The sequence below is a fragment of the Nocardioides jishulii genome, assembly GCF_006007965.1.
Taxonomy (GTDB): domain Bacteria; phylum Actinomycetota; class Actinomycetes; order Propionibacteriales; family Nocardioidaceae; genus Nocardioides; species Nocardioides jishulii.
The window spans coordinates 407,501-423,028 of record NZ_CP040748.1 but is presented as its reverse complement, the minus strand read 5'-3'; the positions used below and the strand labels follow the sequence as shown (position 1 = coordinate 423,028).

Sequence of the window (15,528 nt, the reverse complement as noted above, 5' to 3'; positions counted from 1 at the left end):
GGGACGCTCAGGCGTACGACCCTATCGGGGCGCTTCCTCGCGCACGGGGGCGCACGGGGGCGCGCCCGCGCACAAACGCTGGCGTCGAGGAGGTTTCAGCCACCTCGGCACGCGGTATGTTGCATGCCGTGGCGATCACGATGTCGAAGGAAGCGGCCGCAAAGGTGGTCAAACGCTTCAACAAGGCCGAGGACGAGCTGTCCGGCGTGCGCGGGTCCATCGCGGGCCTCAGTCACCAGATGAACGCAGGGGCAGGCGAGTTCTCCGGCGCCATCGACGCCGGCGCGGACGCGTTCCGCCTCTCGTGGCGCGCCTTCCTCGACCAGTGCATCGACTCGGCGCAGATCATCGCCGGCAACACCAACCAGCTCGAGGTCGACCTCGAGCGGATCGACGCCGACAACGCAGCGAGCCGGTGATCCCATGACCGACCACTTCCAGCTCGACGTCCACCCCGAGAAGCTCCGCGAGGCTGCTCGGACGATGGACAACACCGCCCAGACCGTCGGTGACAAGGGCACGACCCTCTCCTCCACGCCGGACGAGATCGGCCAGTCGTGGACCGGCGAGGCCGCCACCTCGATCAAGGGCGAGATGACCGCGCTCGGCGGCCACCTGCAGAGGTTCGCGCCCAAGTTCCGCGACTCCGCCAAGGCGCTGCGTGACCTCGCTCGCGACTACGAGGATGCGATCGACCAGGTCGCCTCGATGAACCGCAAGTGGGAAGACACCCAGACCGCCTACGACGACGCGGTCAAGGGCGCTGACCAGGCAAGGACGCGCAACCTGGCGGCGGCGAAGCCCAAGGACGGCGGCCCCGTCAACCGCGCCTTCCGCGACGAGATCGACCAGATCCGCCGCAACGCGATCGACTCGGCCGCCGAGACCCGACGGGTCGACCAGACCAACCTCACCCGCTCCTTCGGCCTCACCAAGCAGTGGCTCAGCCACCGCACCCGCGAGACCGGGAAGGCGATCGACGAGGCCCTCATCGTCAAGGTGACTCCCGAGGTCCTCTCGCACTACCGCGCGACCGGTTCCATGCCTCGTACGCTCGACCACAGCGCCATGGACGACCTGCTGCTCGCGACCCAGAAGCGTGAGGCCGAGATCGCCGAGCTCGCCCGTCAGGAGGCGGCCGCCGACCTGGCCGAGCTGGAGCGGCTGCTCGGCGAGAACGGCTCGATCGAGGACCCGGCAGCGCTGCGCGCGCTGATGGAGCGCATGGGCGGCAAGCACGGCGACCCGCACTACACCAAGGCGCTCGTCAAGGCGCTGGGCCCCGAGGGACTCAACAACCTCTACAACAGCATCGACCAGTCGATGAACCCGCTCTTCGACGGCCAGGGCGTGCCGGCCGACTGGGCGGAGTCGCTGGAGAAGTTCAACGACGCGCTGGCCGCAGGGCTCTCGCAGTTCGACGACGCGACGGTGGTCAAGTTCGCCTCCGAGCTCTCGGCGCCCCCGGACGGCTCCGCTCCCCGCTTCGGGATGATGCTCGGCTCCGACTACGCCGACTCGCGGCTCCAGCTCATCGGCCTGGCCTTCCTCGACCGCATGAACAACAGCAGGTACGAGGCCAACAACCCCACCCCCGACACCGCCCAGCGCCTGCTTCAGAGCAAGTACGACGGCTTCGAGGACATGGCGAAGGCATGGTCGAGCGACCTCGACGCCGACCGGCTCGCGACCTTCTTCAACACCATCGACAAGGACACGGCGAAGTGGATCGCCGAGGGCCTGATCAGCGACGGCTGGAGCAACCCCGAGGACGGCCCCTTCCACCAGGACACCTGGCGGATCAAGGAGCAGGTCTGGCAGGAGATCTTCGCCTCCGCCGTCGAGCAGAAGCACCCGTACGCCGCCGCCGCGCTCATCCACTCGGTGCACGACGGACTCAACACGCCCCTGCGCGACGAGCTGCTCGACCGGCTCGCCCCGCACTTCAACAACCCCGAGTTCATCTCGATGCTCGCGAGCAACTACTCGACCGTCGACCACGAGCAGGTCGCCCGCATCGTCGACCAGCTCGGCGACCGGGTCGACGTCAACGACGTCATCAAGGAACTCATCGCCGCGCGCGGAGAGACCAGCGACCGCGCCATCGCCAACGAGGTCGGCTACCTGCTCGGGATCCTGGACCTCAACGGCACCGAGATCGACTACGGCCCCGTCTTCACCGCCGTCATGGACGCAGCCATCGGCAAGGCCATCGAGAAGGTGCCGGGTGCCGGCGACGTCTACAGCGTGCTGAAGGCGCTGGCGGAGGCCGGCGCGGCGGCCAACGAGAACTACGAGAACTGGGGCAAGGGCTGGAGCCTGGAGTCCCAGCACCAGATGCTCGCCTGGACGATCTACGTGGGCGAGCACGGTGAGCCGCCGGGCTTCTCCGACTGGATGGCCGAGAACACGCACCGGGTCAACGTCTCGGAACCCAACTCGGCCATCGAGCAGTACCTCGCCAGCCTGCGCCTCTCCAACGACCCGGTGGACAAGGCGGAGTGGGAGCGGATCCACGAGCTGATGAACGACATCCGCGACGCCCGCAACATGGACGACGACTGACCCTCCTGGCGGTGGGGGAAGCGGCGGCGCCGGCGTCGAGTCGTGCTGAGGGGGTGGACACCGAGGTCCTGTCGCGGGACGGTGGTCGAGCCACTTTCTCGGGAGGTAGATCGCATGACGACGTCTGTCCGCATCCGCAGCACCGCACTGGCCGCCACCTGCGCCCTGGCCCTGACCGGCCTGTTCCTCACGCCCGGCGCTGAGGCCACACCGGCCGCCACGGCCCGCACCACCCACCGGGCAAGCAACCCCCCAAGGTGGCGACGGCGACCGGTTTCGGCGGAGCCGTCTCCACCGTCGACCCGGAGGCGACCCAGGCCGCGCTGGGCGTGCTCCGCAGCGGCGGCAACGCGACCGACGCGGCGGTCGCAGCGGCCGCCACGCTCGGCGTCACCGAGCCCTACAGCGCCGGCCTCGGCGGGGGCGGCTACTTCGTCCACTACGACGCCGCACCCAGCGGGTCTCCACGATCGACGGCCGCGAGACAGCGCCGGCGGCCATGCCGAACGACGCGTTCATCGACCCGGCCACCGGAGCGCCCTACCGCTTCACCCCGGAGCTGGTCACCAGCGGCGTCTCCGTCGGGGTGCCGGGCACGCCGGCCACCTGGCAGCGCGCCCTGGACAAGTGGGGCACCTTCAACCTCCGCCGCGCCCTCGCCCCAGCGGTGAAGGTGGCACAGCGCGGGTTCGTGGTCGACGAGACCTTCCGCCAGCAGACCCTCGACAACAAGGTGCGCTTCGAGGCGTTCCCGGCGACCAGCCGGCTCTTCCTCCCCCGCGGCGACGCCCCGCGCGTCGGGAGCACCCTGCGCAACCCGGACCTGGCCCGCACCTACCAGATGCTGGGCACCCGCGGCGTGAACTCCTTCTACCGAGGCGCCCTGGCCGAGCTGATGGTCGACGTGGTGCGCAAGCCGCGTACGAGCTCGACGACGGCGTTGCCGGTGCCGCCCGGCTTCCTGTCGACCGCCGACCTGCGGGGCTACCGGGTGCGTGAGCAGCGCCCCACCAGCGTCGGCTACCGCGGCTTCCAGGTCTTCGGCATGGCCCCCAGCTCATCCGGCGGCACGACCGTGGGCGAGGCGCTCAACATCCTGGAGCGCTTCGACCTCGGCGACATGGACGAGACCCAGGCGCTGCACCACTACCTGGAGGCCAGCGCGCTCTCCTTCGCCGACCGCGGCGCCTACGTCGGCGACCCCAGGTTCGTCGACGTCCCCGTGGCCGACCTGCTCAGCGACCGGTTCGCCGCGGAGCGCGCCTGCGGCATCGACCCCGAGGCCGCCAGCACCAAGCCGCTCGCTGCGGGTGACGTGACCTCGTACGACGGGGTGTGCGACGACCGCGCCCGCGCCGGCGAGGTCGACGCGGACACCGAGAACATCTCCACCACCCACCTGACCGTGGCCGACCGGTGGGGCAACGTCGTGGCCTACACGTTGACGATCGAGCAGACCGGCGGCTCGGGCCAGGTCGTGCCCGGCCACGGGTTCCTGCTCAACAACGAGCTCACCGACTTCTCGACCGTGTACGACGCCGACGATCCCAACCGGATCCAGCCCGGCAAGCGTCCGCGCTCGTCGATGTCGCCCACGATCGTGCTGCGCCAGGGCAAGCCGTTCCTGGCGCTCGGGTCGCCCGGCGGGTCCACGATCATCACGACCGTGCTCCAGATGCTCGTGAACCGGATCGACCTGGGCCTGAGCATCCCCGAGGCGATCGCTGCGCCGCGCGCCACGCAGCGCAACACCGCCAACGTGACGGCCGAGCCCGCCTTCATCGACCGCTACGGCCCACCGCTCACCGCGTTGGGCCACCGGCTCGTCCCGTCCGGCGACAGCTTCACGAGTGCTGCCGAGATCGGGGCTGCCACCGCGATCGAGTTCGACCGACGAGGTCGGATGACCGCCGTCGCCGAGCCCGTACGCCGGGGTGGCGGCGCCGCCGGGGTGGTGTGGCGCCAACGCTGAGGCAACTGTCGAGTTGATGGGCCTGCTCGCCGTCGCGAACCTCATCAAGTACCGCCATGGGCTTGGGCGGTCAGGGGGCGGGCGTGACCAGCGGAGGCATGGACGCGGAGTACGCCCGCAGGTCCCGGTAGGGCAGACGGGCCGGGGTCGAGGAGAAGGCGCTCGTGCCCGCCTCGGCAATGCGGCCTGTGACCATCGCCCACGGGTGCAGCAGGTGCTCCGCCCGCCTTGCGGACCTGCTTGGCCAACGCCGGAGTGAGGCCGTACGAGAAGCGGGAGGCGATGAGCCGGTCCTTGCCCTTCAGGACGACCGGGCCTTTCCGGTAGGTCTAGGGGGCCCACTTGTCCTGCTTCTTGGCCTTCGTGAGGGTCGTGGGGGTGGCGCTGAACAGGTCGGACACGGGTCTCTCTCGGGGGGATACTGGTCTCACACGACGACTCGGTCCTGTGGCGGGTCGTGATCCATTGTCGGCAACGGCTCAAGCCCGGTCAGCCCTGTGGGAAGCAGCAGGGTGGTAGAGGTGAGGCCCGCCACGTGACCGCGGCCGGACACCACCAGGGACACTCTCAGTGAGAGATTCAGCGGGTCAGGGTGCTGGTGTCGGCCAGGGCGGACGAGGCTGCTTCGCCCTGGATGGTGCGCTCGCCCGCTCGGCGCTTGACCCCGCCCCTGCGTCATGGTTCTGACTGGATGCATGAAGCTCATTCCCTCCGCGTATCTGGCGTCCTATCTGCTGTCCCTGCTTGGCAACTCGATCGCTGGGGTTGCTCTGCCACTGATCGTGCTGCAGGTAACCGGCAGCGTCCTGGGCGCGGGTGCCGTTGCCGCAGCGACCGCGATCCCTGCGGTGCTCGCTGGCCTGCTGATGGGGATGGTGATCGACAACATCAACCGCCGTACATCGTCGGTCGTGACCGATCTTGTGTCGGCGGCAGCGATCGCAGCTCTCCCGCTGATCGACATGATTGCGGGTCTGAGCGTGGGGTGGTTCATTCTGTTTGGCATCATCGGTTCTCTGGGTGACGTACCTGGATTGACAGCGAGGGATGCGCTGTTACCGGCGATCGTGCGTCACAGCGGGAACTCTGCGGAACGGCTCATGGGCATCCGCGAGGCGTTGGGCGCAGTGGCGCTGCTCCTCGGCCCCGCGATCGCGGGCACGCTCATGGTGCTCTTCGACGGGTCCCAGGTGCTGTGGATCACTGCGGCCACCTCGCTGGTCGCCGCGCTTCTCACGTTGCTCATCCCACACCGGGTCGGAACGATCGTCACCCCGGACGGCTCAGCGGCGGCGATGTCCGGGAGCGGGTGGTCACAACTGCGTGACGGGTGGCGGGTGCTGTTCCGCAGCCCATTTCTGCTGGTCACGACGACACTCAGTGTGGTGTCGGTGATCGTGCTGGCCTCCCTGCAAGGGCTGATCCTGCCGGTCTTCTTCACACTGGTCGCGCAGCCAGGAATGCTCGGGTTCGTTCTCACCGCCCTGGCTGGTGGGATGCTCGTCGGCGGAACGGTCTACGCAGTGGCCGGGACGAGGGGTCCTCGGCGAATGTGGTTCCTGGCCGGGTTGTTCGGCAGCACTCTTGGGTTCGGCCTCATTGCCCCCCTTTCCTCAGTGTGGGTGGTGCTCGCCGGGGCGTTCGTTGTCGGGCTGTCCAGTGGACTGTTCGGCAGCTTGGTCGGAGTGCTGATGATCGAGCGAGTCCCCGAGCAGATGCGGGGACGGATCATGGGGACACAGAACGCGATCATCACCGCAGCCCCACCGGTCGGGATCGTCGCCGCCGCGGTACTGACCGAGCTCGCCGGGGTGAATGTCGCAGCCGTGCTGCTCACCTCGCTGTGGCTGGTCGCCCTCGTCCTCGGCGTGTCTGCAGGGTCTTTGCGTAATCTTGAACCCCAGTGCGAAGAGGCAGTGAGAGGCGAGAAGGCGGAGGCGGGCCGTGCGTAGCAGCGAGTTGGCGCGACTCTCCGGAGTGACTGTCCGCGCACTGCGTCACTACCATCACGTCGGTGTTCTCGCGGAGCCCGAGCGTCGCAGCAACGGTTACCGAGAGTACGACGTCCAAGACTTGATCCGTGTCCTGCGGATCAAGCGCCTCGCCTCCCTCGGCATACCGCTGGAGAGAATGCCTGACCTTCTCGATGACTCCGACGACGACGCCCAGGGGCTGCTCAATGAGCTGGACGCGGAACTGGCTGGACAGATCGACCACCTCACCACACAACGAGACCTGATCGCGCGCCTCCGCGATCACAACGCAGCCCCAGACCTTCCACCCGAGCTGGCCCCATTCCTCGCCCTGTTCGCCGCCTCGGGCCTGTCGCCGGAAATGGTGAAGCTCGACCGCGATCAGTCTGTGCTGCTGGCCCACCTTGTCGGCGAGGACGGCTTGCCGCATCTTGCCAGCTTCTACCAGCGGCTCAGCGCGCCAGGACTCGCCCCGAAGGTGGCCGCCATCTCCGAACGCTTTGCCCAACTCGGACCCGACAGCACCCAGCGAGACGTCTCCGATCTGATCGAGGACTTCATGACGACCTTCACCGCTGTGATCGAAGACTTCGCCGCGGCAGAACCGCCGATCGAGCTCGCCGCAACAGCCGACCTCGTCTCGGAGTACGCCAGCGCCATCTTCAACGAACAGCAGAGACGAGCCCTCGAACAACTCGAAGGTCGGCTCGACGAATTCAGGCCGCATCCCTTGCCCGGTTGACCGCCTCCGTGGCCGCTCTGGCTACGCTGACCCCACGGCGTGTGGTTCGACCTTGCGTCCTTCCGAGGGTTGTTTCCATACCCCGGGCCTCTGGGGGTTCTACGGTTTAACTGGGACGTGCGGAAACACCTTCATGTGTTTCAGCCAGCGCGCTGCCCTCAGCACGTCATACGCCCTCGCAAGAACGCGCCGCAGAGACTTCGGGAACGTCCGTACTCGGCGCACGTCGACCTGTACCTCAATGTCGACCTCGTTCCTCAAACACTCGGTGGCGATGTCCTTCGCCCTTCGGGGTTCTCGCCATGCCTGGAGTCCTGGTGGACGACAACGTCGGCGCCAATCACCCGCTCTCCGCCGCGCAGGTGCGTGAACTCATCGCCGGAATGGTCCGGCGCCAGAACCGCTGACCCCAGCCGACGGCGATGACCCAGCCATGACATCGTGCCAAGATTGGGCCACCACCGATTAGTTCCGGCGGCCGAGCACCTCTTGGATGATGGTGACCTCTACCTGCCACAGGACAAGGCAGGCGATGGGAACCATTACGGCGAGAGCGCGAGCACGCGCGCCGCTCCGGAGTGCCCACGCCACGAGCGCGATCGCCACTGGGCTCCAGATCAGCACCGCGCTGAGCACAGGCGGATCCGTGCCGTAGGAGGCAAGGAGAAGGGCTTCGACGATCGGGGTTGCGACGACTCCGGCCCAAGCGAAATCTGACCACGGCTGCGGGAGTCGCGTGCACCCTCCTACGAGACCGGCCAACGCCCCGACGGCCGCACCGAGCCCGAGCCAGACCGCGCCGTTGAAGCCGTTGCCCAAGAGGGTTTCGGCTGAGACCCCTTGCCCCCAGTGCAGCCACAAGTAGTACCCAGCGAGCCCGGCCACGAGAGTGAGAGCGCCCCCAAGGGGGGACCAGGAAAGGCCGCTAGTGCGTCCAGCGCTGAACACCAGTACCACCCACGGGGTGGCGGCCATGGCCACGTACACCCACTGCTGGCCCCAGCCGGTGCCAACGTCGGAGAAGACGCCGAGCACAACGGCGACGAGCAGGTGCAGCGCTACCAGCACCAGGCGCCGCCCGGCCCGCAAGGTCGACGGTGACGCCGACGATGTCGCCGTTTCGATGCCCCCGGCTTCGATGTCTTCGGGGTCCACTGCTGCCATGGCCCCAGTGTTACGGCCTTGGCCATCGGCTGAAGGCTGTTCCGCAGGGTTCCGCAGGGGTGTGGGCGATGGGGTCGAGCCTGACGGAAGTGTGGTGGCGCCCGTCGGGCCCGAGGATCGCCTGCGCAACAGCCTCGTCGGTCGGTGAGTACTGCCCCAGAACCTCAAGAAGATCAACGAGTCCCTGCTTCTCGGAGCCTCGACTCCCCAGGGTCAAGGCGCGTCACCTCAACCGCCTCTACGCCTACCTCGACACGGTGGCGCCACAACGGCAAGCACTCAACTCGACACCCATCGACTTTGACTTCCGAAACGCCGCCTGAGGGCGCACACCCCGGCGGCCCGCGCATGCCTCAACGAAGCGCGGGCAGCCGCGCATCCGCGCAAACCCCATGCCGGTACGCTGTCGCCACGGTGGTTCAACCGTTGAATAGAGGGAACCGTAGAAGGTTCCGTCGATTAAACCGTAGAACCCCCGGGCCTCTAGCTCAATTGGCAGAGCTCCGGACTTTTAATCCGTTGGTTGTGGGTTCGAGTCCCACGGGGCCTACTGAATTGGCCCCTGACCTGCGCAAACAGGTTGGGGGCCAATCTTAACGGTGCCGCATTCCCGACTTATTCCCAAGAAACGCCTCCGGAGGCTTGCAACGAGCCTCGACGGGCACTACAAAGGGTATGCGAAGGCCCACGCCTCCAGGTGACCTTGAAACACCTGGATTGCGTGGGCCTCGCTCACTTACCTAGACCCCTCAGGTCCAGTCACTGGCCCCACCTCCGTTGGCCAAGAGGCGTGCGCAGTTGGTGGCGTCGGCCTTGGCGCGGTAGTTCTCGCTGTGCGCGAGGATCGCTCCGTTGCTAGCAACCACGCGAACGAAGTACTGGCCGTTCGCCGAACGTCGAATCTGGGCATCGGTCATGGTGGTTCTCGTTTCTTTCTCGGGTTTGGCGTGATCGGGCGACCACTACATCTAGTTCCGAAGTGGCGAAACACATCGGTGTAACTACTAGATGTTGGGATCACGCTACGATCGCTCCCCAATAGATGGCAAGCGGAACCACAGGTGTGCACGGAGTTTTTACTCAATTCTCGTGACAAGTGATCGAGAATCGGGTATAGCGGGTAGCACCATGATGCTGGCCGCTCGGGTCGGCTGAGCGGTGCGGCCAAGGTAGCCAGCGGTTACGTTCACGTCTGCGTGGCCCAACTGGTTGGCAATCTCCGCCAGCGGTGCCCCGGCCTCATCCATCCACGTGGCGACGGTTCGGCGGAACGTGTGGGAGCCAGCCCACGGAACACCGGCGTTGGCGAACACCGTCCGCAGCGACTTCAGGACGTTGTTGGTATTCCTGGGCTCACCGGCCTTGCTCGCGTAGCGGGTCGTACCGAACACGAGCCCCTCGGTTCCATGCAACCCCGCGCGGTCACTCAGTCGCTCGACCAGATCGTCCGACAGGGAGAGCATGCGGTCGGCATTGGCGGTCTTCGTCCCCCGCACACGGACTGTCTGAGCTCCTAGGTCGACGCCTGACCACGCGGTGCAGTGCAACGCCTCGGAAATGCGCGCTCCCGTGCCGAACAGGAACGCCGCAAGGTCGCCGAGATCGGCCCGGCTGGCATCAGCAACAGCCTGGACCTTGATCGCCTCGGCAGCGGTGAACGCTCGCTCGGTATCTAGGTGCCGCTTTCCGCAGTCAAGGTCACAGTCCTCATCCCGACACTTCCGGTCGCCAACCGATCCCGGCTTGGGGTTCGGGGTCTTCACTCGGTGCATCACGCTCGCCGGGATCGCTCCTCGTCGCTCCGCGAGTTGCAGAACTCCTCCCAACACCTTGCGCGCCTGAGATGCCGCTGTGCCGCCTCGCTCGTCTGCCACGGCAGCAAGCCACGCTTCGATCCTCGCTACGTTGTTCGCCTCAGTGAGCGGCAGGCCAGCCAGCGCGCTGCCCTTGATGGTCTTGCGCACATACCCGGCATACTCGCCCAACGTGCTGGCTCGCAGATGCTCCCGGCTCTTCCAATCGAGCCACACCGCAGCCGCTCGCTCGACCGTGGTGCTCGACTGGAGTACGTCGTCTCCACCCTGGAATTCGTCCCGAGCAGCATTGACCTTGGTCTGCAACGCTCGCCGCGCAGCGGCCTCAGTCCCTCCGCTCGCCGTTACGTCTTTGCGCTGCCCATTGTCGTTTCGATAGGAACCACGCGCCTGCACCGCCTTGTCGCGTGTGGGATGAGGCGCGAACTTGATCGTGCCGAGCGTCCACGGCAGGGCCTTGGGGCGTCCCACGACTCAGAACTTTTCAGCGAGTGCGATAGAGGCCAGCGCAGCGCCAGCCTCGGCGATCTCGCTCATGTCGGGACGCGAAGTGATGGGGGCACGCCCGTAGAGCGCCACAACTTCCCCACCGTTGTGGCCAACGCCCTCGACCACGGGCAAACCGTTCTCGTCTCCGAGTACCTCCCAGCCCATACCGTCGAGAACGCGCAGGGCGGAATCCCAGTCGGCACCGTTGACCGAGGCAGACCCAAGAAAGACGTTGGAGTTGACGGGCGGGCATGCCAGCATCCCCACCCCGGTCATGTGATCCAGGTGAGCGACGCGCAGAGCGCCAACGGGCGACGTGGTGAGAGTTGTCATGGGCCGATCCTCCTGGGTTTGTTGGGAATCGTCAGCCGATTCGACGGATCGATGCGGATGAGCTCAGGGCGGCGCCCGTCCCAGACGAGAAACCAGGCGCCCATCCACAGCGCGGGGGTGGGGCTGGACTGTTGCAGACAAGCACTCTTGTCAGATTCCACTTAACACAAAGGCGTCTCCAGGCGAACGTGCTGTTCGTGGCCCCGAGTGCCATCAAGTCCCACTGTCTCAGCGAGCCGCTTATACAGAGGGCCAGATTCGCCAAGGACGAGCCGGCCGGCGCCCACCCGTCTGCACCCCTCCCCTATGACCCCTACACGCAGGCGAGCGGGACCGCAGGGTGATAGCAGCAAAGATCCTGCGCAGGTTTCAGGGCCGTTGGGATTCGCTCCTAGTCGTCACCTTCGGGGTAGGGGTGGTACGCCTCTTCCAGCGTCTTTGTCAGATCAGCCAGTCGCGTGTCGATCGCCTGCAACTGAGCCTCGGAAGCGGGGTAGCCGCTGCCTTGGATCAAGAATGACGAGACTGCATCCAGCCCGTCGGCAACACTTCTCCTGTCGAGGGGGAAAGGGACTTCGTAGGCACTCACCTGGGCGTAGAAGGATCGGATCACATCGCGCGACATGGCCTTCCTTTGGCCCTGCGAAGCAGCGATTTCGCCACGCAGGTCCGCTACAGCGGCGATCGCATCGCGTTGTCGTGCCCGCATCCCTTCCACCTCAGCGTTGACTCGCGCGCGCCGCGCCTCGACCTCGGCGGCCCGTTCCTTGGCTTCCACTTCAACTGCGAGACGTTGCACGGCGGCCTGGCGTTCTGCCTCAACGAGCACCAACGCGTGAGCCCGCTCCTTCTCGCGATCGTGGGCATCGTCCGTCCGCTGATCCTTCGCGGTGCGTCGAGAGAACCGGTACCCCAAGTAGAGAGCGAGCAGGGCTGACCACCAAGGAGCCTTGGCGCCGATCAGGAAGTCAAAGAAGTCACCCCATGTCATGCATGCAACCTAGTAGGCGGAGACGACACTTGCGTCCCACATGAGGAACAGGTTCGAACCCTGCGGCGGAGTCCGATCCTGTCGCCTCACATCCGCCCTGTCGGCCCGAGCAGCGCCCGTTTACCCGGCAAGGTCTCGCGGGAACGAGTTGCGTGCCGTTCCCGGTGAATCGCGCACTGTTTACAAGTGGTCGATGGACCCAGTCATAGCATCATGGCCCAGAGGCCCAACCTCGACCCGTCCGCCCGGAAAGCCCCTTGTCATAAGTGGGAGCGGACCCTTGCATGTGGGTGCGCCGTAGACAGGGCGGAGCCCTGTGATTGCGGGTTACCGATGGGCACCGGAGAGGTGTCGACCCAGCGGAGAAGGAGAAGGGTGGATCTAGATAGACGGGGTTTCCGCTAGCGAGCGATCAGCTTCGCCGGGATTTGTATCCAGGCGGAGTGGCGACTGGTTCGGGAGCTTCGCCTAGCTCGTTCAGTCCTTCAGCCACGTTCTGACGCTCATGCCAGTCGCGGCGCTTCGCCGCCGAGTGCTTGGCACTTTGAGTATCCAGGCGCTCCCTGCCGGCACAGTGGGGACACGGGGTCGCAAACTGGGGGTGGAACTCGCAGGCCTCGACAGGCTTGCAGTCCTGGCAGGATTCCCAGTCCTCATGGAAGCAAGGTGCCCTATGGGCATCAGGATGCATGGCCCTGCTATTAAGTAAGGAAGTAGAAGAGTCGTAGATGGTGCCCTCTCCTGCACCTAGGCTTTGCGCCTTGGCCCCTTCTCCTTCTCCGCTGGCCGTGCCCTCTCCTGCCCCTTGGGGAATCTCCTCAGAGAACCAATAGTCGGCAACTTTGTGCCCCTGTTGATTCCGGCGCTCCTGCTTGTGGCTGAAGTAGCCGTGCCGCAGCGCCTTGACGTAGGCGCGCTTCACAGTGTCGCGACTGACCTCCACGGCGCCGGCGATGCCTGCCTGACTCATGTGGACTTGGCGAGTGGTGTTGTCCGTGTGCTTGACCGCCCGGACGAGGACCACGCGCTCGCCCAGCGTCAGCCGGGTATCGCCATTGATCGCCATGACGAGTTTGAGCGGGTTGAGGCGGCTGCCTTCGGTCTCGGTCACACGCTTCCCCCAGTCGCCCGACGGGCATTGCCCTCATCGCGCCACTGCGCCCCCGGCATGACCACCGTCTCACCGTTCGCGCGAGCAGCCCGAACGAGTCGGACAACCTCATAGCCCCGCAGACGTCGCACCTCCCCGGCGCGGTTGCGCAGGACGTAGAACGCTCGCGCTCCAGGCTTTGACCGGGCCACTACGGTCCACCGACCAGTCACAGCCCCCACCAAGGCATCCGCCTTGTCGTCAGCATCGGCCAAGGAAGCCGTGGAGGCGTGTACTGCGAGCCCTTGGGCGTCCGAACGAGCGAAGGCCCGCGCCGTCATGCCGTGACCGCCTGTACACGACTACCGGCTTCGTACGCCTCTACATCGGCCAGCCGGTAGCGGACCATGCCCCCGATTTTCACGAAAGTGGGGCCTGTGCCCGCACTGCGCCAGTTCGCCAAGGTCTTGGGAGTCATGTCCCACCGTTCGGCTAGCGCCTCGGGTCGCAGGTGGGACGTGGTCGGGGCGGGCGGGGTTGTCGTCCTGGAAATGGTGGTGACCTCCTGAAGTGTCGTCGTGTGGGTTCGTGTCGAAGCTCCTGGGATTGGGGAGTTGCTGACAGTTTTTTGAGACTACGGAACGCTCTTGCTCAACGGTGGTCTACTGAGGCCTTCGGCCCTGCTGGAAGCGGGTTCTCCTAGGTCCAGGTGTCCCCGGCGAAGGGTCACTCGCAAGCGCTCACGCCCGCCCAGACTGGGCCTGGCACGAACACCGCCCCCAACACTGGCGCCCCGACCTGATTCACGACTTACTCCCAATATAAGTTGGGAATTGGAAGGTGGTTCCGGGTGGCCCGATGGGCCAGAGAAACCGAATTCACCGCTCGGCGGGTGGCTAGAGGTCGCGGAAGGATGTGGCTACCTAGGACTCCGTTGGTTGTGGGTTCGAGTCCCACGGGGCCTACTGAAGGCGTAGTTACTGAACTGAATGGTGCATCTGGCGACGCGAGAAAAGCGTCGCTGAGTCATCGGGCTCAGCAATAGCTGAGTTCTGCCGCCTGGAACAGCTGGTCAGTCCTGGTCTTCAGGGTCGACCTGTTCGCACTCGATGATCTTGCCGTCGGGGTCGTAGACCTTGCCGCCCCGGTCCGTCACGAGCAGCCGGTCGATGTACGCGATCGCGGGCTGGTCGCCCCCAGCCTGCTTGACCTGGTAGGACAGGGTCATATCCTTGCCACGGGGGTCCTGCGTGAACCTGAGCACGTCACCCGAGCCGTAGGTGTACGTGAGTTCCAAGAGGCCACCGAGGTCCTTGCAGGACGAGAAGTCCTCCTCCTCGCCCCAGGTGGCGCTCGTGTACCAGCCGAAGGCGCACACGCCCGCCGCGATGGTGCTCACGACTGCCACGCCCGTGGGCAGCACACGCTTGAGGTCCATGCCTCGGAGTGTGGCGCAGAGAGCTCCCGGGAAAGCGCCCTTCGGGTAGATCTTTGCTCGGCGCCGACGCCGGCGCCCGGTTCAGCCGTAGTGGCAGACGTACGACAGGGTCTCGACGACCTCGATGCCGAAGGCCGAGTTGCCGGGCACGGCGAAGGACTCGCCCGCGGCGTACGTCGTCCACTCGTCGCTGCCGGGCAGCTGCACCTTGCAGGAGCCGCCGTGCAGCTCCATCACCTCGGGCGCCTCGGTGCCGAACTCCAGCGTGGAGGGGAAGATGACGCCGGCCGACTTGCGGGTGCCGTCGGCGAGGAAGAAGGTGTGGCTGACGCAGGCGCCGTCGAAGTAGACGTTGGCGGCCGGGTCGAGGGTGACGTTCTCGTAGGCGCTCATGGTGGATCAGCCGGCGGTGCCGGGTTCGGTCTCGGGCGTGACAGGCTCCTCGCCGTCCTCGTCCGCGTGGTCCTCCTCGTCGGAGTGCTCGCCGTCGTCGCCGACGACCTTGACACCCTCGCCGACCATCGCGTCGGGGCCGTAGCAGGCCATCTCGGCCATCCGCGGGAAGTCGGTCGTGACACACAGCAGGGTCAGGCCCTGGTCGAGGCGCCAGATCGTCGGGGCGTCCGCGTCGGCGAGCGCGTCGACGCTCGGCGCCTCGAGCACCTTGACGCCAGCCGCCTCCTCGAGCTCGGCCGTCATCCGGTCGCGCGTCTCCTCGCCGTGCTCGGAGACCAGCGCCGCCGAGTCCTCGTCGCCACCGGGCAGCAGGCCCTCGTGCTCGAGCACGAGCACACCGCCCACGGCGACGATGGCGAGGATCGCGAAGGCAGCCACGCGGCCGGGACCAGCGCTCTTGGCCAGCGGCATGGTGAGGAGGCCGGCCACCAGGATGGCGAGGAGGCCGAAGAGGACGAGCAGCACGGGATACTTCCTTCACGACCAGCGAGCTGGTCTGTC

14 protein-coding genes, 1 tRNA gene and 1 pseudogene are annotated in these 15,528 nt (G+C 66.4%); 6 read left to right on the top strand and 10 right to left on the bottom strand.

What is annotated here, in order from left to right:
- Window positions 1-128 precede the first annotated feature (128 nt).
- From FCL41_RS01895 to ggt, 3 genes and pseudogenes are all read left to right on the top strand, one after another.
- Window positions 129-419 carry a hypothetical protein gene (locus FCL41_RS01895; RefSeq protein WP_137064229.1) on the top strand — a complete coding sequence of 97 codons (291 nt, stop codon included), beginning with the start codon at window positions 129-131 and terminating at the stop codon, window positions 417-419.
- A 4-nt stretch (window positions 420-423) separates the two neighbouring features.
- Window positions 424-2,565, top strand: a complete 2,142-nt coding sequence (locus FCL41_RS01890) for a WXG100 family type VII secretion target (protein ID WP_137064230.1) — start codon at window positions 424-426, stop codon at window positions 2,563-2,565.
- Window positions 2,566-2,822: 257 nt separating this feature from the next.
- Window positions 2,823-4,537: pseudogene (gene ggt / locus FCL41_RS17340) on the top strand (gamma-glutamyltransferase).
- A gap of 70 nt (window positions 4,538-4,607) precedes the next feature.
- Here ggt and FCL41_RS17595 read toward each other — a convergent pair.
- Complete coding sequence (locus FCL41_RS17595) at window positions 4,608-4,733, bottom strand: hypothetical protein (protein ID WP_275403751.1); 126 nt, start codon at window positions 4,731-4,733, stop codon at window positions 4,608-4,610.
- Window positions 4,734-5,232: 499 nt separating this feature from the next.
- On the opposite strand from FCL41_RS17595, the gene FCL41_RS01880 reads away from it, so the two are divergent.
- Entirely contained in the window at window positions 5,233-6,489 is a 1,257-nt protein-coding gene (locus tag FCL41_RS01880) for an MFS transporter (protein ID WP_137064232.1), read from the top strand.
- On the top strand, window positions 6,482-7,252 hold the full coding sequence (locus tag FCL41_RS01875) for a MerR family transcriptional regulator (protein ID WP_137064233.1): 771 nt from the start codon (window positions 6,482-6,484) through the stop codon (window positions 7,250-7,252). Before FCL41_RS01880 ends, FCL41_RS01875 begins: the two co-directional genes overlap by 8 nt.
- Before the next feature lie 465 nt (window positions 7,253-7,717).
- Here FCL41_RS01875 and FCL41_RS01870 read toward each other — a convergent pair whose 3' ends face one another.
- Window positions 7,718-8,416, bottom strand: a complete 699-nt coding sequence (locus FCL41_RS01870; protein WP_137064234.1) for a hypothetical protein — start codon at window positions 8,414-8,416, stop codon at window positions 7,718-7,720.
- A gap of 477 nt (window positions 8,417-8,893) precedes the next feature.
- On the opposite strand from FCL41_RS01870, the gene FCL41_RS01865 reads away from it, so the two are divergent.
- Window positions 8,894-8,966, top strand: a tRNA-Lys gene (locus tag FCL41_RS01865).
- 199 nt (window positions 8,967-9,165) lie between these two features.
- Here the strand turns inward: FCL41_RS01865 and FCL41_RS01860 are convergent.
- From FCL41_RS01860 to FCL41_RS01820, 8 genes are all read right to left on the bottom strand, one after another.
- On the bottom strand, window positions 9,166-9,333 hold the full coding sequence (locus FCL41_RS01860; RefSeq protein ID WP_137064235.1) for a DUF1508 domain-containing protein: 168 nt from the start codon (window positions 9,331-9,333) through the stop codon (window positions 9,166-9,168).
- A gap of 159 nt (window positions 9,334-9,492) precedes the next feature.
- Window positions 9,493-10,701: a tyrosine-type recombinase/integrase gene (locus FCL41_RS01855; protein WP_137064236.1), complete on the bottom strand. Its 1,209-nt coding sequence runs from the start codon at window positions 10,699-10,701 to the stop codon at window positions 9,493-9,495.
- Between the two features lie 3 nt (window positions 10,702-10,704).
- The gene (locus FCL41_RS01850; protein ID WP_137064237.1) at window positions 10,705-11,052 is read right to left on the bottom strand and encodes a hypothetical protein; all 348 of its coding nucleotides are present in this window, start codon (window positions 11,050-11,052) and stop codon (window positions 10,705-10,707) included.
- Window positions 11,053-11,443: 391 nt separating this feature from the next.
- Window positions 11,444-12,043: a hypothetical protein gene (locus FCL41_RS01845; protein ID WP_137064238.1), complete on the bottom strand. Its 600-nt coding sequence runs from the start codon at window positions 12,041-12,043 to the stop codon at window positions 11,444-11,446.
- A 412-nt stretch (window positions 12,044-12,455) separates the two neighbouring features.
- Window positions 12,456-13,154: a hypothetical protein gene (locus tag FCL41_RS01840; RefSeq protein ID WP_137064239.1), complete on the bottom strand. Its 699-nt coding sequence runs from the start codon at window positions 13,152-13,154 to the stop codon at window positions 12,456-12,458.
- 1,051 nt (window positions 13,155-14,205) lie between these two features.
- Window positions 14,206-14,571 (bottom strand): hypothetical protein, encoded by a 366-nt coding sequence (locus FCL41_RS01830; protein ID WP_137064241.1) that lies wholly within the window; start codon window positions 14,569-14,571, stop codon window positions 14,206-14,208.
- An 81-nt stretch (window positions 14,572-14,652) separates the two neighbouring features.
- Window positions 14,653-14,964, bottom strand: a complete 312-nt coding sequence (gene ppnP / locus FCL41_RS01825) for a pyrimidine/purine nucleoside phosphorylase (RefSeq protein ID WP_137064242.1) — start codon at window positions 14,962-14,964, stop codon at window positions 14,653-14,655.
- A gap of 6 nt (window positions 14,965-14,970) precedes the next feature.
- On the bottom strand, window positions 14,971-15,492 hold the full coding sequence (locus FCL41_RS01820) for a hypothetical protein (RefSeq protein WP_137064243.1): 522 nt from the start codon (window positions 15,490-15,492) through the stop codon (window positions 14,971-14,973).
- Window positions 15,493-15,528 lie beyond the last annotated feature (36 nt).

Excerpts from the sequence above, each read along its gene's own strand:
- FCL41_RS17595 (WP_275403751.1), bottom strand. The coding sequence starts at position 4,733 with ATGGTCACAGGCCGCATTGCCGAGGCGGGCACGAGCGCCTTCTCCTCG.
- ppnP (WP_137064242.1), bottom strand. The coding sequence starts at position 14,964 with ATGAGCGCCTACGAGAACGTCACCCTCGACCCGGCCGCCAACGTCTAC.
- FCL41_RS01890 (WP_137064230.1), top strand. The coding sequence starts at position 424 with ATGACCGACCACTTCCAGCTCGACGTCCACCCCGAGAAGCTCCGCGAG.
- FCL41_RS01860 (WP_137064235.1), bottom strand. The coding sequence starts at position 9,333 with ATGACCGATGCCCAGATTCGACGTTCGGCGAACGGCCAGTACTTCGTT.
- FCL41_RS01850 (WP_137064237.1), bottom strand. The coding sequence starts at position 11,052 with ATGACAACTCTCACCACGTCGCCCGTTGGCGCTCTGCGCGTCGCTCAC.
- FCL41_RS01830 (WP_137064241.1), bottom strand. The coding sequence starts at position 14,571 with ATGGACCTCAAGCGTGTGCTGCCCACGGGCGTGGCAGTCGTGAGCACC.
- FCL41_RS01880 (WP_137064232.1), top strand. The coding sequence starts at position 5,233 with ATGAAGCTCATTCCCTCCGCGTATCTGGCGTCCTATCTGCTGTCCCTG.
- FCL41_RS01845 (WP_137064238.1), bottom strand. The coding sequence starts at position 12,043 with ATGACATGGGGTGACTTCTTTGACTTCCTGATCGGCGCCAAGGCTCCT.
- FCL41_RS01870 (WP_137064234.1), bottom strand. The coding sequence starts at position 8,416 with ATGGCAGCAGTGGACCCCGAAGACATCGAAGCCGGGGGCATCGAAACG.